Origin of the sequence: Lelliottia sp. 489, from assembly GCF_050435885.1 — a bacterium.
GTDB classification, from domain to species: Bacteria; Pseudomonadota; Gammaproteobacteria; order Enterobacterales; family Enterobacteriaceae; genus Enterobacter; species Enterobacter nimipressuralis.
In genome coordinates this window covers 83,392-109,059 of sequence record NZ_JBNDLC010000008.1, presented here as the reverse complement: position 1 = coordinate 109,059, position 25,668 = coordinate 83,392, and the positions used below count along the sequence as shown (strand labels likewise).

At 53.2% G+C, this 25,668-nt stretch carries 27 protein-coding genes; 4 read left to right on the top strand and 23 right to left on the bottom strand.

Annotation, left to right across the window (positions count from 1 at the left end; translation table 11 throughout):
* Positions 1-125: 125 nt before the first annotated feature.
* From ghxP to soxR, 3 genes are all read right to left on the bottom strand, one after another.
* Positions 126-1,475 (bottom strand): guanine/hypoxanthine transporter GhxP, encoded by a 1,350-nt coding sequence (ghxP, locus tag ABIE11_RS19690; RefSeq protein WP_102105724.1) that lies wholly within the window; start codon positions 1,473-1,475, stop codon positions 126-128.
* A 304-nt stretch (positions 1,476-1,779) separates the two neighbouring features.
* A complete protein-coding gene (locus ABIE11_RS19685; protein WP_100777990.1) occupies positions 1,780-2,448 on the bottom strand; it encodes a glutathione S-transferase family protein in 669 nt (222 codons plus the stop codon).
* 367 nt (positions 2,449-2,815) lie between these two features.
* A complete protein-coding gene (gene soxR / locus ABIE11_RS19680; protein ID WP_100777991.1) occupies positions 2,816-3,274 on the bottom strand; it encodes a redox-sensitive transcriptional activator SoxR in 459 nt (152 codons plus the stop codon).
* A gap of 98 nt (positions 3,275-3,372) precedes the next feature.
* Between soxR and soxS the strand changes: the two genes are divergently transcribed.
* Entirely contained in the window at positions 3,373-3,699 is a 327-nt protein-coding gene (gene soxS / locus ABIE11_RS19675) for a superoxide response transcriptional regulator SoxS (RefSeq protein ID WP_100777992.1), read from the top strand.
* Here the strand turns inward: soxS and ABIE11_RS19670 are convergent.
* On the bottom strand, positions 3,696-5,282 hold the full coding sequence (locus ABIE11_RS19670; RefSeq protein WP_429185177.1) for an EAL domain-containing protein: 1,587 nt from the start codon (positions 5,280-5,282) through the stop codon (positions 3,696-3,698). The genes soxS and ABIE11_RS19670 overlap by 4 nt on opposite strands.
* 338 nt (positions 5,283-5,620) lie before the next feature.
* Positions 5,621-7,018, bottom strand: a complete 1,398-nt coding sequence (locus ABIE11_RS19665) for a sensor domain-containing diguanylate cyclase (RefSeq protein ID WP_312156522.1) — start codon at positions 7,016-7,018, stop codon at positions 5,621-5,623.
* A 495-nt stretch (positions 7,019-7,513) separates the two neighbouring features.
* Here ABIE11_RS19665 and ABIE11_RS19660 point away from each other — a divergent pair, with 495 nt between their 5' ends.
* Complete coding sequence (locus ABIE11_RS19660; protein WP_100777994.1) at positions 7,514-7,795, top strand: YjcB family protein; 282 nt, start codon at positions 7,514-7,516, stop codon at positions 7,793-7,795.
* Positions 7,796-7,867: 72 nt separating this feature from the next.
* On the opposite strand, the gene ABIE11_RS19655 is transcribed toward ABIE11_RS19660, so the two are convergent.
* From ABIE11_RS19655 to ABIE11_RS19600, 12 genes are all read right to left on the bottom strand, one after another.
* On the bottom strand, positions 7,868-8,407 hold the full coding sequence (locus ABIE11_RS19655) for a hypothetical protein (protein ID WP_429185176.1): 540 nt from the start codon (positions 8,405-8,407) through the stop codon (positions 7,868-7,870).
* Complete coding sequence (parM, locus tag ABIE11_RS19650; RefSeq protein WP_181827187.1) at positions 8,400-9,449, bottom strand: plasmid segregation protein ParM domain-containing protein; 1,050 nt, start codon at positions 9,447-9,449, stop codon at positions 8,400-8,402. Before parM ends, ABIE11_RS19655 begins: the two co-directional genes overlap by 8 nt.
* Before the next feature lie 37 nt (positions 9,450-9,486).
* A complete protein-coding gene (locus ABIE11_RS19645; RefSeq protein WP_429185175.1) occupies positions 9,487-10,245 on the bottom strand; it encodes a C40 family peptidase in 759 nt (252 codons plus the stop codon).
* Between the two features lie 11 nt (positions 10,246-10,256).
* The gene (lafU, locus tag ABIE11_RS19640; RefSeq protein WP_102105717.1) at positions 10,257-11,177 is read right to left on the bottom strand and encodes a putative lateral flagellar export/assembly protein LafU; all 921 of its coding nucleotides are present in this window, start codon (positions 11,175-11,177) and stop codon (positions 10,257-10,259) included.
* The gene (gene motA / locus ABIE11_RS19635; protein WP_100777999.1) at positions 11,177-12,040 is read right to left on the bottom strand and encodes a flagellar motor stator protein MotA; all 864 of its coding nucleotides are present in this window, start codon (positions 12,038-12,040) and stop codon (positions 11,177-11,179) included. Before motA ends, lafU begins: the two co-directional genes overlap by 1 nt.
* 7 nt (positions 12,041-12,047) lie before the next feature.
* The gene (locus ABIE11_RS19630) at positions 12,048-12,740 is read right to left on the bottom strand and encodes a FliA/WhiG family RNA polymerase sigma factor (protein ID WP_164971819.1); all 693 of its coding nucleotides are present in this window, start codon (positions 12,738-12,740) and stop codon (positions 12,048-12,050) included.
* Positions 12,741-12,762: 22 nt separating this feature from the next.
* On the bottom strand, positions 12,763-13,230 hold the full coding sequence (locus ABIE11_RS19625) for a flagellar basal body-associated FliL family protein (protein ID WP_429185174.1): 468 nt from the start codon (positions 13,228-13,230) through the stop codon (positions 12,763-12,765).
* Positions 13,231-13,233: 3 nt separating this feature from the next.
* A complete protein-coding gene (locus tag ABIE11_RS19620) occupies positions 13,234-14,283 on the bottom strand; it encodes a flagellar hook-length control protein FliK (RefSeq protein ID WP_429185173.1) in 1,050 nt (349 codons plus the stop codon).
* Positions 14,283-14,588 carry a hypothetical protein gene (locus tag ABIE11_RS19615; protein WP_100778002.1) on the bottom strand — a complete coding sequence of 102 codons (306 nt, stop codon included), beginning with the start codon at positions 14,586-14,588 and terminating at the stop codon, positions 14,283-14,285. The genes ABIE11_RS19620 and ABIE11_RS19615 overlap by 1 nt, the downstream gene beginning before the upstream one ends.
* A complete protein-coding gene (gene fliS / locus ABIE11_RS19610) occupies positions 14,581-14,976 on the bottom strand; it encodes a flagellar export chaperone FliS (protein ID WP_100778003.1) in 396 nt (131 codons plus the stop codon). The genes ABIE11_RS19615 and fliS overlap by 8 nt, the downstream gene beginning before the upstream one ends.
* Before the next feature lie 16 nt (positions 14,977-14,992).
* Positions 14,993-16,297: a flagellar filament capping protein FliD gene (gene fliD / locus ABIE11_RS19605; RefSeq protein WP_429185172.1), complete on the bottom strand. Its 1,305-nt coding sequence runs from the start codon at positions 16,295-16,297 to the stop codon at positions 14,993-14,995.
* Between the two features lie 199 nt (positions 16,298-16,496).
* On the bottom strand, positions 16,497-17,345 hold the full coding sequence (locus tag ABIE11_RS19600; protein ID WP_100778005.1) for a flagellin: 849 nt from the start codon (positions 17,343-17,345) through the stop codon (positions 16,497-16,499).
* A 679-nt stretch (positions 17,346-18,024) separates the two neighbouring features.
* Between ABIE11_RS19600 and ABIE11_RS19595 the strand changes: the two genes are divergently transcribed.
* On the top strand, positions 18,025-18,987 hold the full coding sequence (locus ABIE11_RS19595; protein ID WP_181827904.1) for a winged helix-turn-helix domain-containing protein: 963 nt from the start codon (positions 18,025-18,027) through the stop codon (positions 18,985-18,987).
* Positions 18,965-19,429, top strand: a complete 465-nt coding sequence (locus ABIE11_RS19590; protein WP_102105714.1) for a hypothetical protein — start codon at positions 18,965-18,967, stop codon at positions 19,427-19,429. The genes ABIE11_RS19595 and ABIE11_RS19590 overlap by 23 nt, the downstream gene beginning before the upstream one ends.
* Positions 19,430-19,453: 24 nt before the next feature.
* Here ABIE11_RS19590 and ABIE11_RS19585 read toward each other — a convergent pair whose 3' ends face one another.
* The 6 genes from ABIE11_RS19585 to flgL all read right to left on the bottom strand — a co-directional run bounded on the left by ABIE11_RS19585 (position 19,454) and on the right by flgL (position 25,666).
* The gene (locus tag ABIE11_RS19585; protein ID WP_429185170.1) at positions 19,454-20,125 is read right to left on the bottom strand and encodes a DUF2931 family protein; all 672 of its coding nucleotides are present in this window, start codon (positions 20,123-20,125) and stop codon (positions 19,454-19,456) included.
* Positions 20,126-20,166: 41 nt separating this feature from the next.
* Complete coding sequence (locus tag ABIE11_RS19580) at positions 20,167-20,826, bottom strand: DUF2931 family protein (RefSeq protein WP_429185169.1); 660 nt, start codon at positions 20,824-20,826, stop codon at positions 20,167-20,169.
* Positions 20,827-20,867: 41 nt separating this feature from the next.
* On the bottom strand, positions 20,868-21,536 hold the full coding sequence (locus ABIE11_RS19575) for a DUF2931 family protein (protein ID WP_429185168.1): 669 nt from the start codon (positions 21,534-21,536) through the stop codon (positions 20,868-20,870).
* The gene (gene tssD / locus ABIE11_RS19570) at positions 21,533-23,524 is read right to left on the bottom strand and encodes a type VI secretion system tube protein TssD (RefSeq protein ID WP_429185167.1); all 1,992 of its coding nucleotides are present in this window, start codon (positions 23,522-23,524) and stop codon (positions 21,533-21,535) included. The genes ABIE11_RS19575 and tssD overlap by 4 nt, the downstream gene beginning before the upstream one ends.
* Positions 23,525-23,756: 232 nt before the next feature.
* Positions 23,757-24,752, bottom strand: a complete 996-nt coding sequence (locus tag ABIE11_RS19565) for a hypothetical protein (RefSeq protein WP_100778012.1) — start codon at positions 24,750-24,752, stop codon at positions 23,757-23,759.
* On the bottom strand, positions 24,752-25,666 hold the full coding sequence (gene flgL / locus ABIE11_RS19560) for a flagellar hook-associated protein FlgL (RefSeq protein WP_100778013.1): 915 nt from the start codon (positions 25,664-25,666) through the stop codon (positions 24,752-24,754). The genes ABIE11_RS19565 and flgL overlap by 1 nt, the downstream gene beginning before the upstream one ends.
* Between the last annotated feature and the right edge of the window lie 2 nt (positions 25,667-25,668).

Below are 25,668 nucleotides of genomic sequence, written 5' to 3'. Positions count from 1 at the left end.
CAGGCATAAGCATGAAGCGTCGTGCTTCTATTCTACCGCTTCCAGAGTAACGCAAAAGACAACGAAATGGGTCTGAAAATGAAAACGGGCGGCCTAAGCCACCCGTTTTAAGGCGTCGGACAGGCTTAAATCGCCCAGCCGCCCGCATAGAATGCCACCAGCGCAATGGCAATCACCACGGTGCCGATGTTCAGCTTGCGCCACTCACCGGAGACCAGACGACCAATCACCAGCGAGGCGAAACCGATCATGATGCCGGTCACGATGTTACAGGTCAGCACGATAAACACGGCGGTAATCAGGCCGGACATCGCATCGACGAAATCCGCGAAATCAATTTTCGCCACGTTGCTCAGCATCAGTAGACCCACGTACATCAGCGCAGGCGCGGTCGCGTAGGCCGGAACCAGATAGGAGAGCGGAGAGAGGAACAGGATCAGCAGGAACAGCACGCCCACGGTGATCGCCGTCAGACCGGTTTTACCGCCTGCCGCCGTGCCCGCTGCGGACTCGATATACACCGCCGCCGGTGCCGCACCGACCAGGCCGGAGAAGACACTGCTCAGGGAGTCGGTGGTCAGCGCTTTGCCGCCATCGATAATCTGCCCGTCTTTATCCAGCAGGTTCGCTTGCCCCGCGACAGCGCGGATGGTGCCGGTGGCATCAAACACCGCGGTCATCACCAGCGCCAGCACGCTTGGCAGAACAATCGGGTTCAGGGCGCCGACGATATCCAGGCTACCAATCAGGGAGTTACCCTGGTCGTCGCTCAGAGACGGCATGGCGAAAACGCCGGAGAAGTGAACGGTCGGATCGAAAATCAAACCGACAATCGAAACACCGATGATGGTCAGCAGAATACCGCCCGGCACCTTCAGTTTTTCCAGGCCGATAATCACCGCCAGACCAATCAGGGACATAATCACCGGGAAGCTGGCGAAATGGCCCATGGTCACTGGCAGGCCGTCCAGTGGGTTTTTGATTACCAGACCGACGCCGTTCGCCGCAATCAGCAGCAGGAACAGGCCGATACCGATACCGGTGCCGTGCGCCACGCCCTGCGGCAGGTTGCGCAAGATCCAGCTACGAATCCCGGTGGCGGAGATGATGGTGAACAACACACCCATCAGGAATACCGCACCCAGCGCGACCGGCACGCTGATGTGCTGACCCAGCACCAGGCTAAACGCGGTAAAGGCGGTCAGCGAGATCGCACAGCCAATCGCCAGCGGCAAGTTTGCCCACAGGCCCATGACGATGGAGCCGACGCCCGCAACCAGACAGGTGGCAACGAAAACGGCCGCCGGCGGGAAGCCCGCTTTACCCAGCATGCCAGGCACCACGATGACGGAGTAAACCATCGCCAGAAACGTCGTCAGACCTGCAACAACTTCCTGACGCACGGTGCTGCCGCGAGCAGAAATTTTAAACAAGGCGTCGAGTGAACCGCCGGTACGCGCTGATGGCGTAGACATAGAAAACATCCCCTGAGAAATTTTTATCATTCGCCTGTCAGCGTGGTGGACAACTCCACTGCCAGCGAAACGTCAAATCCTTGTGCTGCGTTTGCGACGAAAAGGGGCCGTCACAAAAAAAGCAAACGTTTAGCTCCGCGCTGACAAAACGGGTGGTGAATTGAAGGCAAACGATTATCTAGCCTAATCCACGCCCTTTTCAACTGAACTTTATCGTTTTTCGCTAAAATTCCCTTATGACGCTGAAGAAATAACCAGAGGATGCGCAAACGTTATCGTGAATGCGCAATTTGATAACAATCTGTCACCCGCCAGGGATCTCAAAAGGCCCACCCTGCTGAATCGCGCGTTGCCAGGCAGGACGCATTTCCACTCTTTTTTTCCACGCCTGGGTGTGCGGAAGATTGTCGATCCCACCGCGTGCCAGCAGTGCGAAGATCGGATAAGTCATCTGGATATCGGCCATGCTCAGCTGCTCACCGGCAAACCAGGGGTGTTCGCTGAGATGGGATTCGATATAGCGCGCGTGGGTTTCGAGCTGCGGATTGAGCCAGGCTTTTTGTACGCCCCCACCCAGCACTTTGCCAAGCGAGCGCATACCAAACGGAATCGGCGGCTTACCGAGGCTGGCAAACACCAGCTTCATCAGCAGGAGCGGCATCAGGGAACCTTCCGCATAGTGCAGCCAGAAGCGGTATTGATTTTTGTCCGCCGCGCCCTCGGGCTTGAGCTGCGACTCGGTGTCATAGGTCTCCTGCAGATATTCCAGAATGGCGCCGGACTCTGCGAGGATCAGGCCGTTATCCTCGATCACCGGCGATTTCCCCAGGGGATGCACTTTTTTGAGCGACGGGGGCGCCATCATCGTTTTTTCACGCTGGTAGCGGACAATCTGATACGGCACAGATAGCTCTTCAAGCGCCCAGATAACGCGCTGGGAGCGGGACTGGTTCAGGTGGTGGAGCGTCAGCATGGTTTTCTCCTGTGATTCATACAAACTAACTATAGAAAATTGCACAACATGGCGAAAAAGTTTTGGCGAGATTCTGACCAAAGCCACTGGCGAACCACCGGGTTTTGCATACAATTAAAGTGTCAACACAAACCGGAACCTCCCCAACGTGCTCGACATGAGGGGTGTTGATGTCGGGGGAAACCCTCCCGTGTACCAACGGGATAGAGAGAAAGACAAAGACCGGGAATAAACTAAAGCGCCTTAGTCTGGCGCTTTAGTTTTTTCTGCGTTGGGGTGGCTACTACATTTTAGTCAGCCCACAGGATTGTGCGTTATTTGGTGGCCGGATACGCACTGCGCCATCCGGCACATAAACCCTGCGAACTCAATCTTCTTCCAGCAGCCGCGCGCCGGTCCCCTGCGCCCCCAGCGTATCCCCCGGATTTCGCAGCGGGCAGTCGCTGCGCGACAGGCACCCGCAGCCGATACACCCGTCCAGTTCATCGCGCAATGCCACGAGCGTATGAATGCGCCGATCCAGCTCCTCACGCCACTGGGAGGATAGTTGCTTCCACTCTTTCGTACTCAGGGAGTGCCCCTCCGGCAGCACGCCAAACGCATCGCCAATGGTCGCCAGCGGAATGCCGATCCGTTGCGCAATTTTGATAATCGCCACGTAGCGCAACACATCGCGGGTGTAGCGGCGCTGATTGCCCCCGTTGCGGATACTTTTAATTAAGCCTTTGCTTTCATAGAAATGCAGCGCTGAGACCGCCACCCCGCTACGCTTTGCGACTTCCCCCGGCGTCAGCAGCGCCTTAATTCTGGGTAATCTCTTTTCCATAAAACCTCTTTACCTCAAGTTAACTTGAGGAATTATACTCCCCCGCAGAGAAAACGACGAATCAACAGAGAAAGTTGTATCTAAAGAGGGGCAACCTTATGTCGCATCAGCAAATTATTCAGACATTGATTGAATGGATTGATGAACATATCGACCAACCGTTAAATATTGACGCTGTCGCTAAAAAGTCGGGCTATTCGAAGTGGTATCTGCAGCGGATGTTCCGCACCGTTATGCATCAGACTCTGGGAGATTACATTCGTCAGCGTCGGTTACTGCTGGCGGCACAGGCTCTGCGCACGACCAAGCGTCCGATTTTTGATATTGCGATGGATTTGGGATATGTGTCGCAGCAGACGTTTTCCAGGGTGTTTCGTCGCGAATTCGACCGCACGCCGAGCGACTACCGCCACCAGCTGAATTAACTCGTGCGCGGGATCAGCACGCCGACAGGCTGTTGCTGCCAGGTCATAAATTCCTGCGGCGGCATCGCCTTCGCAAAGTGCCAGCCCTGACAATATTGCACGCCGCGCTTGAGGAGCCAGGTCACCTGCTCCGCCGTTTCCACCCCTTCCGCAATGGTTTTCAGCCGCAGACTTTGGGCCATCTCAATGATGTGTTCCGCAATCAGGTGGCTGGTGCTGTTGGTGGTCAGGGTATCGATAAACGACTTATCGATTTTCAGGATATCGACGTTGAGCGAATAGAGGTTATGCAGGTTCGAATACCCGGTGCCAAAATCATCGATCGCCACCTCATAACCCGCCTGGCGAAACGCCTGAATCACCGGCGTGGTTTTCGGCACATCAATAAATCCGCGCTCCGTTACCTCAATTTTAATCTGCTGCGCCCGCACGGAGTAATGCCGCGCTTTATCCGAGATCAGGGCAATCAGGCGCGACGAGTGGAAATCCGACGCCGACAGGTTAATCGAAATATAGAGGTGCGGATTGTTGCCGAGGAAATCACCGAGATCGTTAAACACCTCTTCGACGACATAATCGGTAATGCGCTCGATCATCCCCTCTTTTTCCGCCAGCGGAATAAACTCTGCCGGGCTCATCACCGGGCCATTAAACCCCGGCCAGCGCAGCAGCGCTTCGGCGCCGACGCAGCGGTTATTTTTAATATCAATGATCGGCTGATAATGAACGCACAACTGACGCTTATTGAGCGCGCGGTGCAATAACCGTCCTGGCGAATTAAATTCACGGTGCGTGCGCGACCAAACCAGCAAAATAATAATGCTGCAAATCATCCCCAGCGGCAGGGTCAATGTGGCCTGGTGGTAAAGAATTTCATAAAAACGGGTATTGGATGTCGAGACGATCGCGGCAATAGGCCGTTTCGCTGAGCTGACGATGGTGTAAAAACGATCGTCTTTTTGAAATGGCGCGCTCACATTTCCGACGAGCGTGTGTAATAAAGAAATATTGGCCCGTGGGCTGACGGAAAAGAAGGCATTGGTCACCGTATCAAATACGCCCCACGCCAGAGAGTGATCTGTCGACATCACTTCACTGTATGAGAGCGGATTGACCACGACGACATAATTCCCGCGCTGCATATAAGTCATTTTATAACCAGCAAAAAAGGGCGTATCGCGGAAATAATAGATAGAGACGTCAGGTTTTCGTTTGTAATTTGCGTCAGGTATCAGATACGGCTTATCGGGAGTCATTACCGTGGAGCAGAGAAACTGCTGGCCTTCGGCATAAATTAAATCGGACACATACAGACGGCCACGCACAACGTTCAACATATATTGCCGATGAGCGGGGGAACAAATCTCGCCCTGATATTTTTCGGCGGCGTCGCGGGCTAATTCAACCTGTTCAATTACCAGTTCAGTTTTATCTAAAGCGAGTTGCGCAAAGGAGCGTAGCTGACTGCTTGTTTCGGTGACGGCTCTTAGCTGGGCAAACCATAGCGCCAGCATCACCGGTAGCAAAACTACCATGATGATCCCGACTACCCTCAGCACCTTGCGCCGTGCGCTACGATTCATTTCCGCCCTATATCCCTGCAATATGTGTGCCTGTAGTAATGAAGGCCGGATGCTTTGATAAACAGGTGATTACGTTGCATGAATCATGCGAAGTTAGCAACTGACTTTTATCATCAGAAACCCAATATTTGGTTATGACGATATTATTTGTCCGTAAGCCAAACTTAAAGAATGCGTGCCGTTTTTATTAAGGAAAATAAATATCAAGACTTAACGGTGAGTTTTAAGATAACACAACAGAGGATCATTGATTAAGCCAAACTCACGACAGCATGAAAAAAGCTCAGCGTGATCATGAATTTTCAGACTTATTGGATACGGCTTACCCCGATATTGATTTATAAATAATCAATGGCAATCACCGTTTTCCCTCTGCCGCTTCGTTTTGCATCATATAAAGCTTTGTCGGCGCGGGTAAGCAGCGACGAGGTATCGCGCTGTCCACGCCCGACCTCCACCACTCCGGCGCTAAAGGTGAGGAGCAGGGATTTATCGCCCACCCACATCGGCCGCTCCAGCAGTGCTGCACGCAGCTTTGTCGAGAGGGCTATAGCCGCTTCACAGTCCGCCTCTGAGAGTAGAAGTAAAAACTCTTCTCCGCCAACCCGCCCCAGCGCGGAATGTGCAGGGCTTAACTCGCGCAGGCGATCGCAGAAGTGGATCAGTGCGGCATCACCAATCTGATGGCCCCACTCGTCGTTGATCTGCTTGAAATAATCCAGGTCAAACATCAGCACGCAGAATGGGCTGTCGCGCGTTTGATTGCGCTCAAGAGCGCTCTGCAGCGCCTGTAAAATCGCCGAACGATTCAAGCAGCCGGTCAGGTCGTCGGTGGTGGCTTTCAGCGCCAGCTGCTGCTCGGCTTTTTTACGCTCGGTGATATCCAGACCAATATTCAGAATAGAGCCGTCCGGCAGCAGAATGTTCGACCACAGAATGGTGAGTTCTTCCCCGTCTTTACGGATCGGATGCCACTCGTACATATCTTTCAGAGGCGACACATGGACCGATTCGCGGACCCGCTGCCGCACTTCCGGGTCGGGATAAAAGAGCGCCAGCGGATCGGGATACATATTGATCTCCGCCATCGTCCAGCCAAATATCTTTTCACACTCCATATTCCACAGTACGCAGCGATTACGCCGATCAAAAGAGTTCATTAATACCGGCGCGCGTTCAAATAACGTTTTATATTGCGTCACCACCAGCTGCATCTCTTTTGCCGTTCGCTCGCGAGAAATCATATCGGCAAAATAATCTTTTAATTTCTCGACCAGTACGACCACCACATTTTTCAGCGTCGGTAATGCACATAATCGTTGCGAAAAACCCAGGAAGAAATAGCCGTTGCAGCTGCCATCCCGGGAAGAGAGTTTGCATAACACGCCGCTTTGTAATTGCACATAACCCGGATGCTGGGCGTTAAAAAGCGAGCGGCCAATATTTTCTTTCCAGTAAATTGCGCGCCACGAGCGGTGATGACGCTTCATCAGCGTGCTGGCAAGAAAATCGGTCACTTCAAAAGAGTGGCAGGTGACATCACCCGCGCAAACCACGCGCGGCAAGCCGCTATCATCATCCACACTCACCCACGCCAGCGCCGAACCCAGCGAGCGGTTGATCGTTTCCAGCATCTCAGTCAGCGAACACTGGGACGTTAACAGCGGCATCAATTTTGCTAAAGCATGCAAAGCCTGCATGCTGTCGTTAACAATTTCGCGGCATGTCTCTTTCATCATGTTTATTCGCAGGTCGTTGAAACATAGAAAACAGGCGCAACGAATAACTCAGGATTCGAATAATCTCATTGAGAGCTTTTATTCCAGGCAACGCATAAATATGTGAAAAATTGCATGTGTGTGTGAATAATAAGTGACACCAGAGAATAAAAAGCAATGAATTCAGTAACCTGAATTATTAATTGTGTATATTTTATTGTCCGTTCAAGCATAAGCCATAGGTCTAATACTGTAAATATTGTACAGACCCCTCCTGGCTGTAGAGACTTTTGTATCTCAATGAATTCGTTATAAAGACGTACATGAAATCACGATTAGTCTGCAAAGATATATTTTGCGTCCCCCTTTTTTTCCTGAGAAGGGTTAAAAAGCGCACATTTTTGCCGCAACGAGACTGGCGAATAAAAGAACAAATGTGATATAGTTCACACATATTCTGTAACGCGAAACACTGTTTCATTGTTGTTCACACGCTTTTCGAGGATTTGGTTTATGGCGACCATTACCACCAGCATGGTTTTACTGCGCTGGCCGTTGTTGAGTGCGGTTTTGATGTTTTTAGCCAGCACGCTGAACATTCAATTTCGTAAATCTGACCTTGCGGGGCTGGCGGTGATTAGCACCTTACTGGGCGTAGGCGCTGCATGCTGGTTCGCGACGGGATTACTGGGTATCACCATGGTGGACGTGGCGACGATCTGGGGCAACATGAAAGAGGTGATGATCGAAGCGATGAGCCATACCCCGCCTGACTGGCCGATGGTCATTACCTGATCGCTGAGCGTTTAGTCCTCACATCCCGGCCCTCTCACACAGAGAGAGGGTCAGGATAACAGGCACAAGCTGCTAGAAAATTCCCTTCTGCCGCACCTTCTTCATCTTCTCCGTCGGCGCATCCACCTGACTCAACTCCAGCTCCTCTTTGCCACTCGCCGCACGCTCAGGTTCCGCCGCCGTTTTCCCGGCCATTCGTAACTGCTGTAACACCAGCTTCTGCTGCTCCAGCAGCGGCTTCAGGGCTGCAACTTCGTCACGAATCATCTGTAACTGCGCCAGCTGCTCTGCGGAAGTATCCACCGCTTTTTCCGGCACAGACTCCTGCGGCGTCAATTCCTCCAGCAGCTGCGCGAGCGTTAGCGTTTCGCGCCCCAGCGATTCCGCCACATGGTGGCACAGGGACGGGTCCATCAGGTGCAGCTGCAGGCCCGCCAGGTAGACGTCACGGTGGAACGCGCGGATCTCCATATTCGTGTCGTCAATACTGGCAGACTTGTCCATGGACTGATGCCACTTTTGCAGCTGCTGCATCGCGCGCAGATCCGCGCGCGACTGGTCTGGCGTCAGGTGCAGGGACAGATTGACGCGGCGAATCTGTCCCTTACGCATCGTCACCCACCTCGGCCATTAACGGCTCCTCGACCGTCTGCGCACCGGCGTCAGAGTGGTACAGGCAGATTTCGCGCGACAGGGCGCTCTGCGGATTTTCAATGCTCACCACGCGATCGCCGAGGGTCGCGTAGACGTCGCGAATCGCCCCTTCGATCAGGTGCGCACCGCCGCCGACCAGGTAAACGCGGTTCGGGTTTTTGGCGAATTTTTTCGCTTCGTAAGCGACCTGATCGCCCAGCTCCTGAATTTTAATCTCAATCTTTTCGAGGATGTCGTCGATGCGCGATTCGTCGTTAATCACGCTTTTTACAAAGTTAAGATCGTGGCGGCGCTTGATCAGCTCATTCGCCACCAGATAGCTGGAGTCGCTGTCGGCAGCGGCCAGCAGTTTGCGCGTCGCGTCAGTCACCATCGCCACGCCGATTTCGTTGTTGCCGTAGATGGCCGAGACATCGTCAAATTCGCCAATCACCACGCCCATATCCAGGGTGGTGCCGCCGCAATCGATCACCAGCGATTTGGTAAATTCATTAACGTTCGAGTTGAGCAGATGAGACAGCGCCGCAGGCAGGCTCTCCGGCATCACCTGCACATCCACGATGCGGAACAGCTCGCCTTTGTTCAGGGTGATATCGCGCATCAGATTCTGGCGCTTCGCTTCGATGCGCTCTTCGTTACGCTGGCAGTCGTCCGGCTTGTAGAACTGGGTGATCGGTAAGGTCACAATCACCTCTACGTCGCACGGCGTTACCCCGGTCTGAAGCAGGGCGTGATGCACCGCCAGCAGGTTTAAATCGTCATATTGATAGTCGATATGGGTGGTGGAGAGCGCCTTATCGGATGTGGCATCGTAGGTGTATTTGGTGGTGCCGATGGTGTAGTTGTGCACCGCCTGGCCGCGCAGCAGCGCCGCGCTCTTCCAGTCTTTGCGGAAGGAGTTTGGCGAGACCACGGTCTTCAGGGTGCCGTTTTCAATCCAGCTGATTTTGACGTTAGTGGAACCGTCGTCGATGGCGAATTTTTTGCAAGTCTGGGTCATGGAAAATGTCTCAATCGTTCTGAAAAAGGGGGCCGCGTCAGAGCACAGCCTCGTCAGTTAAAATGCGGCGGGCACCGAGATAGTGGTCCTGCCAGAAGTTATCGGAAAGCTGGCTGATGCGAATATTCAGGCCGGTGCGCGGGGCTTCGATAAATTTGCCGTCCCCAAGATAGACGCCGACGTGATCCGCGCCGGGGCGCTGGTTGATGTTGAAGAACACCAGATCGCCGCGTCGCAATTTGTCCTGTTTTATCTGTCTCAGCGTGCGGTCCTGATACATACCGTTGGCGGTGCGCGGCAGATTGCGGCTCAGCACCGGCGTGAACGCGTAGAACACCAGGCCGCTGCAATCAAAGCCCTGCTCCGGCGTCTGGCCGCCCCAGACGTAGGGTTTGCCAATCTGCTCTTGCAGCAAATGAATCACTTTTTTCAGCGATGCCTGCAGGCGCGGGCTCATCTTCTCGCCGGGGAGCGGCTCCCAGATCATGTCCGTAGAGAGCTTTCCAGGCTGCCAGCGTTTATGCATCGCCAGCTGTTCGCGGTTTTGTACGCGCTCAAGGCGTTTCGCCTCGCTCAGCTTGCGCTTTTGCTCCGGCGTCACCGGCACCACGGCGATGCGGGTGCGGGCTTTTTTCAGCAGCGCCGCGCGATTGCGCATCCGCACTTTGGCGGCGGCCTCTTCTTCGGAGGCCGTCTCACGACGCGGCGCGGCGTCGGCATGAACAGTCCCGGCCACCATCATCGCGGCAGCCAGCGCCAAACAACGCAAGATCGGGAAAGGGATAAAGGTCAACATCACTCAATCGTCTATTGTTTCTGCGAGAGTTTATCAATGATCGGCTTGATCACTTTCTCGCCGTGCTGACCAAAGAACTGGTATAGCGACTCGCTCGCCGAGTGGGTCAGCACCATGATTTCAATGCGGCGGTTCGAGGAGCTGAGCGGATTTTCCGGGTCGAGCAGCATCTGATCGGCCATTCCACTCACCTGCAAAATTTTCCCTGGCGCTAACCCGGCTCTGGTCAGGACTTTACGCGCCTGCATGGCGCGCTCACCGGACAGGTTCCAGTTGTTGTAGAGATCCTGGTCGCGGAAACGGGTAGCGTCCGTGTGGCCGGTGATAATGATTTTGTTGTCGATCTTGTTGAGCGCCGGGGAGAACTCCGTCAGCAGACGGGTGAAGAACGGCGTCAGGATCGCGCTGCTGCGCTGGAACATCTCGCGCTTCTGATCGTCGGTGATCAGGATCCGCAGCCCCTGCGGGACGATCTCCATTTTCAGGTTCGACTGGGCATCGTAGGCCGAGGTGATCTTCATGATGATCCGCGCCAGATCTTCGATCTCCCTTTGGGAACGCTTATTCACGTCCTCCAGGCTTTCGCCTTTCAGCCCCGCCTGAATAGTCATCGGTTTTTCTGCGGATGATTTTTTCGCTTCGCGATCGCGTTTTTCCGTGACCGCAATTTTACCGCCGCTGCCGTGCGGCTGGGTGATTGGCGTCAGGGAGTTGCCTTCAAAAATCGACTCGCCGTTGAGCTGAGAGACGATCTCTTTGCGCTCCTCTTCCGTCACCGAGCCCATGATCCACAGCACCATAAACAGCGCCATCATCGCGAGGGTAAAGTCGGCGAAGGCCACCTTCCACGCCCCGCCATGAAAGGTGTCGTGGCTTTTGCGCGAGGAGCGTTTGATGATGGTGGTATGTTCTTTTCCGCGTGTGCCGCGCATCAGGATTCACCCGTCATCTGGTTCACCCAGCCGTCGAGCGTGGCGAAGGTCGGTTTCGAATCGAGCGGCAGCATTTTACGTCCGGCATCCACCGCCAGCAGCGTGGGCTTCCCCGCCACGTGATTCACCAGCACGGTACGCACGCACTCGATCACCGCGAGCTGTTTTTTGGTGTTCTGCTCCATGGCGTTCGCCACCGGGTCCATCAGGCAGTAGCAGAAGAAGACGCCGAGGAAGGTGCCGACCAGCGCCGCCGCCACTTTCACGCCGATCACCGCAATGGAACCGTCGATGGATTGCATGGTGATGATGATCCCCAGTACCGCCGCACAGATACCAAAGCCCGGCATCGCTTCTGCGGTACGTTGCAGCGAGCGGGACGGTTGCAGCAGGTTCTCTTCCATCGCCACCAGCTCCTGCTCCAGAATCCCTTCCAGCTCGTGCTCGTTGATCTTGCCCATCGCCATCAGGCGGAAGTTGTCAGAGATAAAGGTGATCAGCGCTTTGTTCTGCAGGATCAGCGGATATTTCTGGAACAGCGGGCTGCTTTCCGGCACTTCGATGTGTGCATCCAGTACCTTCAGACCACCGTCCTGCACCAGCTCCAGCAGTTCAAACAACAGCATCAGCAGCTGGCGTTGATACTCATCCGTGTACTCGTTTTTGCGCATAATGCCGCGAAACTGACGATACATCTCTGCCAGAACCGGACGCGGATTCGCGAGCACCATCGCCCCCAGACCGGCCCCTAAAATGATGATGATTTCACCGGGCTGCCAGAACGAGGCGAGACGGCCGCCAGACATCAGAAACCCGCCGACAACGCAGGCAAAAATAATGAAAATACCGAGAAACTTTTGCATATACCTTTCACTTCTGGAAAAAACACTGGATCTTTTGAGCGATCTTTTTATTAAGCTGGCAGACGCGCGCCTCGGTCAGATCGAGAACCAGCGCGATTTCTTTCAGACTCATTTCCTGCTGGTAATAGAGCGTCAGAATCAGTTGTTCACGCTCATCAAGGCTCGCCAGCGCAGCCTTTAACGTGCCGCTGGTGACCATTTCGTCCTCCAGCGAGCGGGTGTTGAGGGTGCCGTGCAGCGCATCCTCACCTAATAATTCATCGAGACTTTCCAGCGTCCTGGCGCAATCCAGCAGTAAATACTCGTGGTATTCGTCAGCGGTGATGGAGAGATGCTCGCTGAGATCCTCAAACGTCGGCGTGCGCCCCAGCTTGCGCGTGATGTCGCGGATCGCATCGTTGATTTTGTGACTCTTCTGTCGAAGCCGACGCGGACGCCAGTCCAGCTCGCGCAGCTCATCCAGCACCGCGCCACGCACGCGCGCAGCCGCGTAAGCGCCAAACTGCTCATCGGGGTGGCCGTAGCGACGCAGGGAGGTCAGCAGACCCATCAGGGCGATCTGCTCCATGTCCTCTTTGTCCATTACGCTGCTGGTTTGCCAGGAGAGCTGCTTCACCACCCGGTGCACAAGCGGTAAGTACGCGTTGATGTACTTCGCTTCATCAGCCGGGGTCAGCGCGTCATCCGCAATAAAATCCATCATGTCAGTCGACTACCGTTTCTTACTGGAAAACCATTTTGCTGATGATGACGTCTTTAAACGGCATACGCGTATTGAGGCTCTCAAAGCGTGCCGTGTAAGCATTCATCAGCTTATCGCGCAGGGCTTCCACGCTCATTTCACGCACCGCGTCGTAGTCCATCGCCGAGAGGGCATTGACCGTCGCGCCGCGAATGGCCGGAGACATCTCCTCCGCGCGGCTGGTATCAGCGGCGGAATCAGTGGTCAGGGCCAGCTCCAGCAGCAGATAGCGCTCGGAATCGCTGGGGCTTTTTAAGGTCACAACCACGTTTTTGATTTCGACAAACTCCACCACGCTCTCTTTCGACGAGCTGAAGAAATCAGAAATGATGGAGCGTTTATGCTCGTCCTGGCTGAGCAAATGCGTGCCCATGACGGTCAGTACGGCGGCAAAAGTGGCTGCTATCAGGGCAATCACCAGCCCTAAAGAAAAAGTCTTCAAAGTCATAAGTTAAACCGTAAGTAATACTGAATCGTCTGTACCGTCAGTGGAGTGTGCGTCCTCTGCGGCTATCTCTGCCCCTGCTTCAGGCCTGTCTGCCTGGGATGGCAGTTGCTGTCCGCGTCCTTGCTGCAGTCCGGACTGGGTAGATACCTGCACGTTCACCTGGACAAAGTTTTGTTCTGTCAGGCTCTGGCGCAGTTCATTGCTGATCTGCTGGAGCGCGCGCACCGTCTCGCTGTTGCTGGCGCTGATGTGTACCTGCATCCGACCATTTTCGATCTGCAGCGAGATATCCACTTTGCCCATCTCTGGCGGATCGAGACGGATGGTGGCGTGCTGCACCTGGTTTTTGACCTGAATCTGCAGCCGATCGTTAAGCGCGCTGTGCAACTGCTGCGCCCATTTGGTTTCGTCTGCGTCCAGTTTGACCGGCGGCAAATGCACGGTTTGCTTCTCCATCGCCGTCGAGAATGTCTGCCCGCTGGCGACCGGTTGCCCTGCGGCAGGCAGCACGTCAGCCAGGGTTTTCACCACCTCGGCGGCGAGCGGTTTGGTATGCTCGACTGCCTGCGCCTGCGCCACAGGTAATGGTGCGGGCACAGGCGTCGGTTGTGACGCGTGGGCCTGCGGCATAAGCCCCGCCGACAGCGTCTGCATTTTTAGCGCTTCGCCACTTTGCGGTGCGGCCGGGGCGGCATTCAGCGTTTTGACCGGCATCTGGCTTGCCATCAGCAAGGTGTCCAGCAGCGCCTGCGGTGGCGTTAGCGTATCCGGCGCCGGTTGTGCGCTGTCGGCGGTGTCCGTCGTCGCGTCGTCGTCTTCGTCATCCGTCTTAAGCCCCGCCAGCACCATGGTGGTGTCGCGCGTTTTCTCACCGCCCAACAGGTTATTGATGATATTGAGCAGTGCGTCGTTGAACGCCGCAGGCGCCGGCTCGCCGACAGGCGCACCCGGCAGCGTCGTCGAGGCTGTGTCCGTCGCGGGCAGCGCCGGGGCAATGGCTCCCGGCTCCGGGGTGGCAGGTGTTAACGTCAGTGGCATGAGCAGCAGATTCATCAGCCTCTCTCTCCCACATCGGCAAACTGCGCGTAGGCGCTTGCGCCTTCACGGTTGCGACGCGCGCGGGCCATCTGCTGCGCCAGCTCATCGCTTTGCTGCTGGCTGTACTGGCTCACCTGCTGATGCACCGTGCGCAGTGCCGTCAGCGCCTCACGTTTTTCCGCTGTCAGCGTCTGCCCCTGCAGGGAGATCAACAGCCCAGCGATCTGCGCGTCGACCTCCTGCATTTTCGGCCAGTCGTGCTGACTGGCCGCCTGCTCCAGGGAACGCGCCAGAAAACGCATAACCTGTAGATCATCCATTCTGCTGCCCCATTTTTTCCCAGCCGTCCTGCAGGTTGCGGAGGATCACTTCCACCTCTTCAACGTGCTCAACGGAGAGCTTATGGCTGGCGTCATACAGACGATAAACGCAGTAGTCATAGAGGTTCGCCAGGCTCAGCGCCAGCTCGCCCCCTTTGTCGAAATCCAGCGAGCTGGTCAGGGCATTCAGGATATCGATGCATTTGTTAATGCTCTGGACCTTACGGTCATAGCGACGCGCCGCGATGTGGCTTTTTGCCCGCACCAGTTCATCCATCAGGCCGTTAAACAGCATCAAAACCAGTTGATGCGGATTCGCTGCCGCCGCCTGAATTGCTAAGTCGGACTGCTGGTAATGGCCGAAGCCCTGCTGTTCGTTCCCGTACATAAAAGCTCTGTTTTCCTTACTCTAAACCAAACATACTCTTGGTGTTTTCCATCTGGGCCATGGCCTGCTGCAACTGAGTAAATTGCTTCAGATAGCGGTTATACGAGGAGTCATAACGCGAATTCATGGCTTCGGTTTTGGTGTCGATATCGCTCTGCTGGCGGTCGAGCACTTCCTGACGACCTTTCAGCAGGCCGGTGGTCGAATTGAGGTAACGGTCGAGGGATTTATCCACCGCCGCGATCAGCCCGTCTTTGCCGTTAAACAGGCCCGTCAGCGCCTGCGGATCGGCGGTCAGCGCGGCGTCGAGCTTTTTGCTGTCGATCTCCAGCTTGCCGTCTTTATCCGCTGTGATGCCGAAATCGGACATCCGCTTGCCGCCAAACTGGGTGCGCAGCACGTCGTTCAGCTCGCGATCGAGGGAGGCCATGGTGGCATCGCCCGCAAACGCACCGCGCTCTTCACCGTCGCCGCTGCCGCTTTTGGTTAGCTTTTGCAGCGTGTCCTGCAGGGTGTTGTATGAGGTAATGAAGGTCTGCAGCTGCTCTTTGGTGGCCGCTGTATCTGTGCCGATGGTGATGGTCAGCGGCTTGTCGGCTTCGGTCTTCGACGTCAGTTCGATGGTCACGCCGTCGATGAGCTTATCCAGCGTGTTGCTGCTGTTGGAAAATTCCATTTCGCCCATGCGGAATTTGGCGTCTTGCGCTTTCGAGATCTCTTTGGCGTTCGCTGAGTCAAAACCTGCCGTCCCGCCGACAGTTACCTTATTGGCTGCGCCGCTTTCGTCGCTGCTCAGCATCAGCGTCACTTTGCCGTCGGTGCGGATCAGCGAAGCGGTGACGCCGGGGTTATTTTCATCGCCATTAATGGCTTTGGTGAGATCGCTCAGGCTGTTGATACTGTCCATATCAACGTTGATGGTTTTCGCATCCGCCCCTTCGCCGAGGGTGATCTCCATCGTGCCTGAGGCTTTTGCGATGGCATCATCCGTCAGATCGCCGAAACCGATCTGATGGGCAGACGCCAGCTGATCGACTTCGATGTTGTATGTGCCCTTCTCCGCCGAGGAGTTGGCCGTGACGGTCGCAATCCCTTCGCGGTTGACGGTGGCGCTGTTTTGCAACATCCCGTCATTGGTACTGTTCAGCCCTTTAATGGCGCTGCGAAAATCGGTTAATGCGGTGCGAAGCGCGTCCAGCGCTTTTTTCTGCGACGTCATCGTGGCTGTTTTGGTCTTCAGCTGATTCTGGATCGACATAATGTCGTAGGACGCCAGTGACTGCGCCAGCGTCGTCGGATCTATGCTGCTGAAATCTGCCATAGTAGTTGTCTCCATTCGCACCTGTTGCTAAACCATGATCCGTTAATGCAACCATCGTGCCAATTTTTAAATTTAGTTAATTCAGTTAGTTACGATTTACCGGGAAGGCAACTTTCCCCGAATGGGAAAAGACAGGAAGGGGAAAGGCCGCAAACAAAAACACCGCCTTACAGCGGTGTTTTCATCGAACGGATTGGGATTAGCCCAGCAGGGACATCACCATTCCGGACATGCTGTTGGACTGCTTCAGCATGGACATGCTGGTTTGGGCCAGCATCTGGTTACGGGTCATGCTGGAGGCTTCAGACGCGAAGTCAGCATCACGGATGTTACCCAGCGCCAGGTCGGTGTTGTCTTTCATGTTCGCCAGGTTAGCCGCGGTGTGGCCCAGACGGTTGATGTTTGCACCCAGTTTAGAACGCAGGGTACCCACTTCAGAGATTGCGCCTTCTACGCTTGTGATCATCGCCTGAGCGCCAGAAACAGTGGTCAGCGCGCCAGAAGCAGTCAGTGCGCCCATACCGCCGGAACCGGTCACGGTGGTCAGTTCTGTGCTCACGTTTACAGTCAGTTTCTCGCCTTCAGATGCACCGATCTGGAAGTTCATTGCAGAAGCGAATTTACCGCTCGCACCGAACAGGTTTTCGCCTGCGTATTTGGTGTTGTCCATAATGTTGGTCAGTTCAGCGTTCAGTTCGTCCATTTCAGACTGCAGCGCAGCGCGATCTTCAGTACCGTTCGTGTCGTTCGCTGCCTGTGTTGCGAGGTCTTTCATGCGGTACATGATGTTGCTCACTTCATCAAAAGCACCTTCTGCGGTCTGCAGCAGCGCAGTCGCATCAGAGATGTTGCGCTGTGCAACAGCCATACCATTGCTCTGACCCTGCAGGCGGGTTGCGATTTGCAGGCCAGCTGCATCGTCCGCTGCGGAGTTGATACGTTTACCGGTACCCAGACGTTCCATTGCAGTAGACAGCATGCTGTTGGATTTATTCAGTGCGTTAGTAGAAGCCATGGAAGACGCGTTAGTGAAAATAGAAAGTGCCATGTTAGTAATCTCCTTGTGAACCTGTCTGTCAGGCTCTTCTCTCTGGTACTCAAGTAAAACGACACACTGAAAGGGAGAATTAAATCGGCGATGAAAAAAAATTAAAAATTACGTCTATAAGAAAAAGCCTGGTCTGAGTAATAACCGCATAAATTGCGAAAGATAAATTAAAAACCAATGCGACACACTCTCTCCTTAACTTAAACGCAACTTAAAAATATTTAATGTATTCATTTATCCAAATGTAACAATATTTTATCGGCGGGAAAAAATAAAACACCAAATTCACATAAAAGAACAATCTATTAATATAAAACACATCCACAGATCACTATTAACGTTTAACGATTCTCATTAATGGTTGTTTAGAGAATTAACTTAATAATTTGTTGCACATCACAGTTTTATCGCGTAAAAATGTGTCAAGGAAGAGAAACTTCCTAATCTCATACTGGAAAAGGCGGAAAATGACCGGCAAGCACATGCCGTTCCGCAGAGCGAAATCCCTGTTTACGTCGTAAAACCGCTCGTTTTTGCATAATCTCCGCAGGCACGCGGCAATTCTCAAATGAATTTTAAACGGAATTAATGATTAATTTACATTAAGCATTGCGCGACTTTTTCGCTCGGTGCGGAGATGAATAATTGATTCAGGAGTGGCTTTTTGTCACCTGTCGCCATGAGAAAAAAATATTCCACCGTTAATAACTGGTTAGTTGATCTACCCTCCGGCTCTCTCATAAGCATGGTCACGGGCGAAAGAAAACGCCTGGGGGAATATCAATTAAAACTATTAGATGTACTTCTTGAAAATGCAGGAAAAATTCTCACTCGCGAAGAATTGACGACGCTGGTCTGGGAGCGTCGGGTTATTGGTAATAATAGTCTGCCCAATGCCATCCATGCTTTACGCTCCGCTTTAGAAGACGACGGCAAACAACAAAAAATTATCAAAACAATCCCCAAAAAGGGGTATTTGCTTGAGCAGGCGTGGTGCCGTTTCGTTGAGAAAGAGAGCGAAGAGATTGATCTGCCGGACACGGAGATCGATGGCTTTGTGTTGCCCACGCTCAGCCCAACCGTTGAGCACAACGCTGCCGACGAGCCGGACATCGTTTCTGAACCCGTTAAGGTGATTGAAACGCCCTCCACTGAGATCGCGGTTCCCGCTGAACGCCCCGTTATTGTACCGGCCAAACCCCGGTTTCAGCATCCGCTCATCACCCTGGCGGCCCTGCTGGTCACCGTCATGATTGGCGCGATCTTTGGCTGGCACTATGCCGGTAATCAGGGCCCAAAAATCGTCGCGGCAGAGCAGGAAGTCGCGGTTTACAGCAACATTCATATTTACGAGCTGTCCGAGTCCAACCGCCTGGAGATGAGCAAAGAAGATTTTTACAGCAAAATCAAAGACACGCTGTATACCATTAACCAGCAGATCAAAACCCAGTCCATGACCATGACGGTCTATTACCAGAGTATCGATCAAACGCTGAACTACACCTTTGCGCTGAATAGCCGCTGCGACAAAAAACAGCTGGTGATGGCCATCTATCACTGGCGCATCGACCCGACCCAACTGAACAACCTGATACTGCGTGAGACGAGGAGAAAAATCAGTGAGATGGAAACCTGCGCTTAACTGGAAACTGGCCCTGTCCTGCTTTCTGCTTGTGGCGCTCGCTTTTGCGGGGCTGCGAGTCATGCAAACCGCAAACGTCCCGCAGTCTAACGTCGAGGGGTTTTTACAGCTGGGATTCTACGATTTGATGTCGATGCGAAAAGAGATTTACGATTCGCACATGCAGACGGTGAATGGTTCGATTTTAACGACCATCACCAGCCCGAACGACAACCGCTTCGTGCTGAAAGGAAAGTTCACCGGCATCAACGAACAGAACGGCAGACAGTTTTTCGCCTACACCCCCATCTACTACAGCACCGCGCAAAAAGGGCTGATGATTGATGGTCTGGTGGATATGCTGCTGCACATTGATATCTGGATGCAGCCGCTGTTTGTCGGCAATCAGCAGCTGGTGGTCGGGCAAAGTGGGGCAATATTTTTGTATCCATTGAAGAAGTAAGCAGGGTGGCAGCGGCCACCCGCTTCACCATTCGCCGTACGGATAGGTTTTGCCTTTGATAAAGTCTTTTATATTTTGGTCGTAGCCATCAGGGATGCTGTAATCGAAATTGGCGAGAGTAATACCTTTACACCCCTCCAGCTTATCGCCGGAAAGCGTGGTAATTTTTTTTGGCTCTACGGGCAAGTTGCCATTCCCCCCAACGGTATCCTGTAACCAAATCCTCACCTTACCTCCAGGAGCCAGACCAAACACCAACGTGTTGTACCAGGCTTTTTCACCATGGTGATCTAACGCAAATGAAATACTCATCTTTTCCCTGATACTTTGAGGAAACGTGACTCGCGTTTCGTAGGTTTTTTTATCGATGATTGAATCCCAACAAAAAAGCATTGTGACCGGAGGGTGCCGAGCTTTATTGAACTGGGCATGCCGTCTTACTTTGTTATTCCAGGTACCGATGGTTGCCCAACTATCCTCAGTACTGTCGAGCGTTCTGAAGGAATACAGGATCTTTTTTTCATCAATGATACCGACATAGGTCACTCGAGCGGGAAGTGCTTTAGGAGTAAAAAAAGCAAACTCCCACATCCCATATGGCATTGCGCCAGTTTCTTCTGGCAATGCGGGTTCGCCAGTATGACAGCCTGATAAAATAAGAAGCATTATGAGTAAAGACCGTTTTCCATAATTCATTTCTAACTCCGTCCATGTTTAATACGTTACCCGTAGAAACCTCACCACTTACCATAAGGGTAAACTTTCCCATTAATAAATTTTTCGGTCTCTTTGGAATATTCGTAACCTTGCGAATGCTGAGTTATCCCTTTACAACCCTCCAATTTATCGCCGGAGACTGTCGTTATCTTTACGGGTTCTACCGGGCTGCTACCATTTCCGCTGGCAGTGTTATGGAGCCAAATTTTTACTTTACCCTCAGGAGCTAAACCAAACAGTAAGGTATTAAACCAAGCTTTTTCACCATGATTGTCTATCCCTGTTGATACACTCATCTTCTGCCTGACGGATTCAGGAAAAATCACATATGTTTCGTAAGTCTTTTTATCAATAACAGAGTCCCAACAAAACAGCATTGTAACGGGCGGGTGCCTGATTTTATTGAACTGTGCGTGTCGTCTGACTTTATTATTCCATGTACCTACTGTTGCCCAATTATCCTCAATGCTATCCAGGCTTTTGAATGAGTAAACTATTTTCATGTCATCAATAATGGCAACATAGGTAACATCAGCGGGCAATGCCTTTGGCGTAAAAAACGCGAACTCAACCATCCCATAGGGCATTTCACCTGTTTCTTCAGGTGTTATCATTTGACCGGATTGGCAACCTAATAAAACCAGTACAAAAGCGAGTAAAGACCGTTTTCCGTAATTCATTTCTAATTCCTTCCATGTTGAATGCGTTACTCATCTAAACCTCACCATTCGCCGTACGGATAGGTTTTGCCTTTGATAAAGTCTTTTATATTTTGGTCGTAGCCATCAGGAATGCTGTAATCGAAATTGGCGAGGGTAATGCCTTTACACACCTCCAGCTTATCGCCGGAAAGCGTGGTGATTTTTTTTGGCTCTACGGGCAAATTGTCACCGCCGCCACTATTTTGTAGCCAGACTCTGACCTTCCCTTCTGGCGCCAGGCCAAATAACATCGTGCTGTACCACGCCTTGTCGCCGAACATATCCACTCCCGTCGATACGCTCATTTTTTCCCGTACTGTCTCTGGAAAGATGATCCGTGTTTCATAGGTTTTTTTATCGATAATAGAGTCCCAGCAAAAAAGCATAGTGACTGGTGGATGACGGGCTTTGTTAAACTGTGCAAAGCGCATATATCGCTTATCCCAGCGATTTATACTTGAGTCATCATCCTCGGTGTTATCAAGATTTCTGAACGAATAGAGGACTTTTTTATCATCAATGATTCCGACATAAGTCACTCGAGCAGGCAGATCCTTGGGGGTAAAAAAAGCGAAGCCCCATAATCCATAAGGCATTTCACCCGTTGCTTCAGGTGTTGTTGAATCGCTGTAATGGCACCCAGATAGTGTCAGTAATAGGGTGAAAAATAATTGTTTAATACCTTTCATTTCTGGTTACCATCCATGTTGTAGATTGTCCTCTGCCAGTTTTGATCTGGCCGGTTTACGAAACTAAGGATCTCCGACACGGAGGTGCCACCGTAGGGCTTTCTGGTACTATCAAAAACAATGCTGTTCCAGTTTGCCGAACAATGTATATAGTCCTGGGCAATGATATCGATCTCAGCACGAGTAAAAGTATTTGCAGTTATGCCTGAGCGTATAGCGGCTGCTGATACAATTGCTTTCTCACTCAGAGGTGAAAGAACTGAAGGCAAAATTAATTCACTGTATTCATGCGTTATCGGCTTAAACACCACACCCGCATCCTGCGCAGCATCGATCATTACCCGCAGCACCACCTTCGACCAGTCGTTCTTCACGATCCGTTTTTTCATTGTCAGAGCAGCAAATGCGCGCTTCTGCATCCCGTCTCTTGGATGGACGGGCATTCTCGTGTCCTCCCAGGTGTCAGCAGTAATGTCATTAGTGCGAATGAGCGGTGCCGCGACCGCAGAGGATTCGAGTATCGATAGCTGTTCCATGGCATGTCTGTAAGTTCGCGTATCCGCCAGCGGGGTATCCAGCGGCACGGTTACTGCTTCCGGTCGGGTCAGGTAGATGTTTTCCCGTGTCGCAGGCAGGTAGCCGCCGCCAATATCGGAATGTGCGCCGGGCAGAGCCAGCTCCGGCCACGCGGGTTGCACGCTGTTCAGGGCGAAGTTAAAGCGGCACTCGTGCTGCGCCGTGATATGGAAGACTTTCTCCGCCACGCCGGGACGCAACACGATATTCACGTCACCGGTATTCGCTGTGTGCGGGTTGAGACCATTTTGCGGTGTCCCAATGGCGGCGACGGTATCGAAAATACCGATAAATCGCGTTTTCCCGGCCGGTGCGCCAGCGTATTCGACATCATTCATCCCGTAGCGAATCGCATTGATAATGTCCCGATCTTCCGTCTGAATGCGATTGGCAAAGTGGCGTGCCGCCGCTGCACCGCGACTAAAACCGAAGATATCGAACTGGAATTCAGTCACTTTCAAAGAGGGGACGGATGCAAACTCCCTCATATCATCAAAAAACTTTTTGAGTGTCCCGGCAATCTGCTTCATCGCAAGGTCCGTCTTCGCGATCACCCCCGTATCGGCGACGCCTAAACTCAGGCCAATCATGCTGTCCGGTCTGCCGGCTTCGGTGCCGATCCCCTCCACATAAATGGCCGCCTGCGCCTGCCCTGATTCAATGGGGAGATCCGTTTTGTACAACGTATTTAACCAGTGAATATTGGTATACCCGCCGGTATAGCTGGTGGCCCCTGTGCCGGAGACGCCCATCTGCTCCTGCGCCATGCGGGCAAGAATGCTTTCTGCATCCGGGTCAGAAATGTCAAAGTGCGCGGCGGTACAGGCGGCGAGCATGTTTTGCGTGTTCACGGCGTTATTACCGGTTCCATCAAAAAACACACCGAGGGTCAGAGCAATATTGCGTTTTTCAGGTTGTTTTATTTCATCGGGTGGAAACAGTTGGTTATAGGCGTCAGGCAGGAGCAGATTGCTGAACTCCGTATTCGCAATAAGATGTTTACTACGAATATATTCATAATTCACAGTGATACTTTCCGTATCCAGACTGTCTTTTTTATGCGAGCTGGATATCCCCTGAATCGACGCCCCGCGCAGTTCGATATGGTAATATTTTTCCTGACGGCCGAAGCGGTTAGTACGGTAATAATCAAAACTGAGCCGCAGTTTTTCATTTTCATTAATGGCGGTAGTCAGGAGTGGCGAGCTTTTGTCGGTGGGTTTGGTGAAGCGCAGGCCCTGATGATGCACGCCGCCAGCGGTGCTGACGCTGCTGGAGGAGAGCTGATAAACCAGAATTTCGTTTTCATGGCGATACTGAAAGCGATTACCAATAGATTTTTCTGTTCCACAGCCTGCGGATATTTCCCCCTGACGCTCACCCGTCAGCGTTAAATAGATAACGTTGCTCACTTAATGATGTCCTTATCATTTTTCAACAAAATATATTGCAATCATTAATTATGCTGGGCAGCAGTGTAGTCTTTTTTATTTTTACAATATCGCAGCTGAGATCATGAAAACAGAAAGTAAAACGAAAATGAAGGAATGCTATGTGGTAGGAATAAATAAAATAAAGAGAGAGTATAAAACCTGAGTCGCAGGTCATCTCCTCCCCGCAAGGAGAGAAGATGACCGCGCAGGGCTAGCCTAATAAATTCTTCACCGTCACCTGATGAACGTTCCCTTGCGCCGCCAGCGCTTGCGTTAGCAGGCCAAACTGCTTACCGCTCCCCGCCAGGGCATCACCCAGCGCACGCGCCGTTTCGAGCGCCTCGCCTGGGGTATAAACCGTCGACATATCCTGAATCCGCGTCGAAACGCGATCCTGGTGAAAATGCAATTTACTGCGCTCGCGGGTGATTTGGTCCAGCGTCTGCTGCAGCTTTTTACTGTCGCCGCGCTCCCAGCGGAGGGCCAGCTGGCTGATTTCGTCTTCGCGGCTGGTTTCTGCCTGCGGAGCCAGCAGGGTAAAGGCATCCGCCGGGAAATGTTGCCCTTCGCCGCGCACGCTAAGATGCTGGCTGACGCGCGACCAGCGCGCTTCGTCGACCTGGAAAGCGACTTTCCCTTCAGGGGCGAGCGTCGCGTTGATTCCCAGGCGACCCAATCCCACATTGAGATGGGCCAGGATCTGACGCGGAGACGCCTGCTCGGGCAGCGCCACGGCGGTGAGTTCGCGCTGGCCGCCGCCGAGCTGAAATACCAGCGTCTCACCCTGCGGCTGCTCCAGCAGTTTTTCCACGCCCGGCAGGGTGAAAGTGACCTGGCTTTTTTGCTGGAGCGTGATGTTGAAGTTCCGATCGATCGTACCGCCCGACAGCTTTCCGCGCTGATTCAGCAACGTGTTCAGCCCTGACGGCGCAGAGCCGTTCTGATGGCGCAGCACCAGCAGTTGGGTTTCGGTTTCTGACAGATAATTATCCGCCTGCTGAACCGCCGTCAGCTGCTGATTAAGCTGCACGTTATAGCGCAGCGGACGGCGCGACAACAGCGCCGCTTCAGGAAAGGGCGGCGTCGCACGATTCGGGGTGGCGACGCGTTCTGTTCGGGCAATCTGGGCCGGTGCCCCCGGCAGCGTCCGGACGGCGGACGCAGTGCTGGAGGCAGTGGTGGTTTTTAATCCTACCTGCATAACCATTACAACATGCTGAAGAGCGAAAGCTGACTGATCATGCTGTACGCTTTGTTAGTGACCTGCACGGAGTTGGTGTACAGCTGAAGGTTGATACTGGTGGTCGCCCAGTCGGTATCCGACAGGTCGCGCACCACCTGATCGTTGGCGGTGCTGACGTCCGTGTGGGCATCGCCGAGCATCGTCAGGCGATTCTGACGCCCACCCAGATCGGTAAACATCGCCGCCACTTTGTCGCGCGTGTCGGAGGAGAGCGTCAGCATTTCCTGCATCTCATCCTGATAATCGCTGACCGGAATGTCTGGGTCCTGCATCTTCTCACTCAGGGCTTTCAGCTTGTTCAGCATCTCCAGATCGCTGCCGTTACCAAACGCCTGCACCACGTTGGTGTTTTCCGTCACGCTCACCCCGTTTGCCACCGTGGTTTCTCGCGAGCCGTCGTTGCCCTGATAAACGTATTTCCCCTGCGCCTCGTCCCAGACCACCGGTTTGGCATCGGTTTTGGTGCCGGAGAAGAGATAGCTGCCGCTCTCATTCTGGGCGTTAATCGACGCCACCAGCGAGTCCAGCATCGACGACAGTTCGGTGCCAAAACCGTTCATATCTTCGCTGCTGTGGGTGCCGTTGGCCGCCGCCAGCAGTTTATCGTTGAGGGACAACAGCTGATTGCTCATCGCGCTGACGTGCGCTTCCTGGCTCGCGAGCGATCCGCTGAGGCGCGAGATGTTGCTCTGATACTGCTTAATGGCCGACTGCTCGCGGTTCAGCTGCACCAGACGCGTGGCGGCAACCGGATCGTCCGACGGGACGTTGATTCGTTTCTGGGTTGCCATCTGTTCCATCAGCTTGCTCATGCGCGTGCCGTTAACGCCAAGCTGCGCCAGCATGGCGTCGGAATTATAAAGACTACTGATTCGCATAA

Excerpts from the sequence above, each read along its gene's own strand:
- soxS (WP_100777992.1), top strand. The coding sequence starts at position 3,373 with ATGTCGCATCAGCAAATTATTCAGACATTGATTGAATGGATTGATGAA.
- ABIE11_RS19665 (WP_312156522.1), bottom strand. The coding sequence starts at position 7,018 with ATGAAAGAGACATGCCGCGAAATTGTTAACGACAGCATGCAGGCTTTG.
- ABIE11_RS19670 (WP_429185177.1), bottom strand. The coding sequence starts at position 5,282 with ATGAATCGTAGCGCACGGCGCAAGGTGCTGAGGGTAGTCGGGATCATC.
- ABIE11_RS19575 (WP_429185168.1), bottom strand. The coding sequence starts at position 21,536 with ATGAAAGGTATTAAACAATTATTTTTCACCCTATTACTGACACTATCT.
- ABIE11_RS19685 (WP_100777990.1), bottom strand. The coding sequence starts at position 2,448 with ATGCTGACGCTCCACCACCTGAACCAGTCCCGCTCCCAGCGCGTTATC.
- motA (WP_100777999.1), bottom strand. The coding sequence starts at position 12,040 with ATGCAAAAGTTTCTCGGTATTTTCATTATTTTTGCCTGCGTTGTCGGC.
- ABIE11_RS19580 (WP_429185169.1), bottom strand. The coding sequence starts at position 20,826 with ATGAATTACGGAAAACGGTCTTTACTCGCTTTTGTACTGGTTTTATTA.
- parM (WP_181827187.1), bottom strand. The coding sequence starts at position 9,449 with ATGACCCAGACTTGCAAAAAATTCGCCATCGACGACGGTTCCACTAAC.
- ABIE11_RS19660 (WP_100777994.1), top strand. The coding sequence starts at position 7,514 with ATGGCGACCATTACCACCAGCATGGTTTTACTGCGCTGGCCGTTGTTG.
- flgL (WP_100778013.1), bottom strand. The coding sequence starts at position 25,666 with ATGCGAATCAGTAGTCTTTATAATTCCGACGCCATGCTGGCGCAGCTT.
- ABIE11_RS19615 (WP_100778002.1), bottom strand. The coding sequence starts at position 14,588 with ATGGATGATCTACAGGTTATGCGTTTTCTGGCGCGTTCCCTGGAGCAG.
- ghxP (WP_102105724.1), bottom strand. The coding sequence starts at position 1,475 with ATGTCTACGCCATCAGCGCGTACCGGCGGTTCACTCGACGCCTTGTTT.
- lafU (WP_102105717.1), bottom strand. The coding sequence starts at position 11,177 with ATGCGCGGCACACGCGGAAAAGAACATACCACCATCATCAAACGCTCC.
- ABIE11_RS19565 (WP_100778012.1), bottom strand. The coding sequence starts at position 24,752 with ATGGTTATGCAGGTAGGATTAAAAACCACCACTGCCTCCAGCACTGCG.
- fliS (WP_100778003.1), bottom strand. The coding sequence starts at position 14,976 with ATGTACGGGAACGAACAGCAGGGCTTCGGCCATTACCAGCAGTCCGAC.
- ABIE11_RS19595 (WP_181827904.1), top strand. The coding sequence starts at position 18,025 with ATGAGAAAAAAATATTCCACCGTTAATAACTGGTTAGTTGATCTACCC.
- soxR (WP_100777991.1), bottom strand. The coding sequence starts at position 3,274 with ATGGAAAAGAGATTACCCAGAATTAAGGCGCTGCTGACGCCGGGGGAA.
- fliD (WP_429185172.1), bottom strand. The coding sequence starts at position 16,297 with ATGGCAGATTTCAGCAGCATAGATCCGACGACGCTGGCGCAGTCACTG.
- ABIE11_RS19645 (WP_429185175.1), bottom strand. The coding sequence starts at position 10,245 with ATGTTGACCTTTATCCCTTTCCCGATCTTGCGTTGTTTGGCGCTGGCT.
- ABIE11_RS19630 (WP_164971819.1), bottom strand. The coding sequence starts at position 12,740 with ATGGATTTTATTGCGGATGACGCGCTGACCCCGGCTGATGAAGCGAAG.
- ABIE11_RS19620 (WP_429185173.1), bottom strand. The coding sequence starts at position 14,283 with ATGAATCTGCTGCTCATGCCACTGACGTTAACACCTGCCACCCCGGAG.
- ABIE11_RS19655 (WP_429185176.1), bottom strand. The coding sequence starts at position 8,407 with ATGCGTAAGGGACAGATTCGCCGCGTCAATCTGTCCCTGCACCTGACG.
- ABIE11_RS19625 (WP_429185174.1), bottom strand. The coding sequence starts at position 13,230 with ATGACTTTGAAGACTTTTTCTTTAGGGCTGGTGATTGCCCTGATAGCA.
- ABIE11_RS19585 (WP_429185170.1), bottom strand. The coding sequence starts at position 20,125 with ATGAATTATGGAAAACGGTCTTTACTCATAATGCTTCTTATTTTATCA.
- ABIE11_RS19600 (WP_100778005.1), bottom strand. The coding sequence starts at position 17,345 with ATGGCACTTTCTATTTTCACTAACGCGTCTTCCATGGCTTCTACTAAC.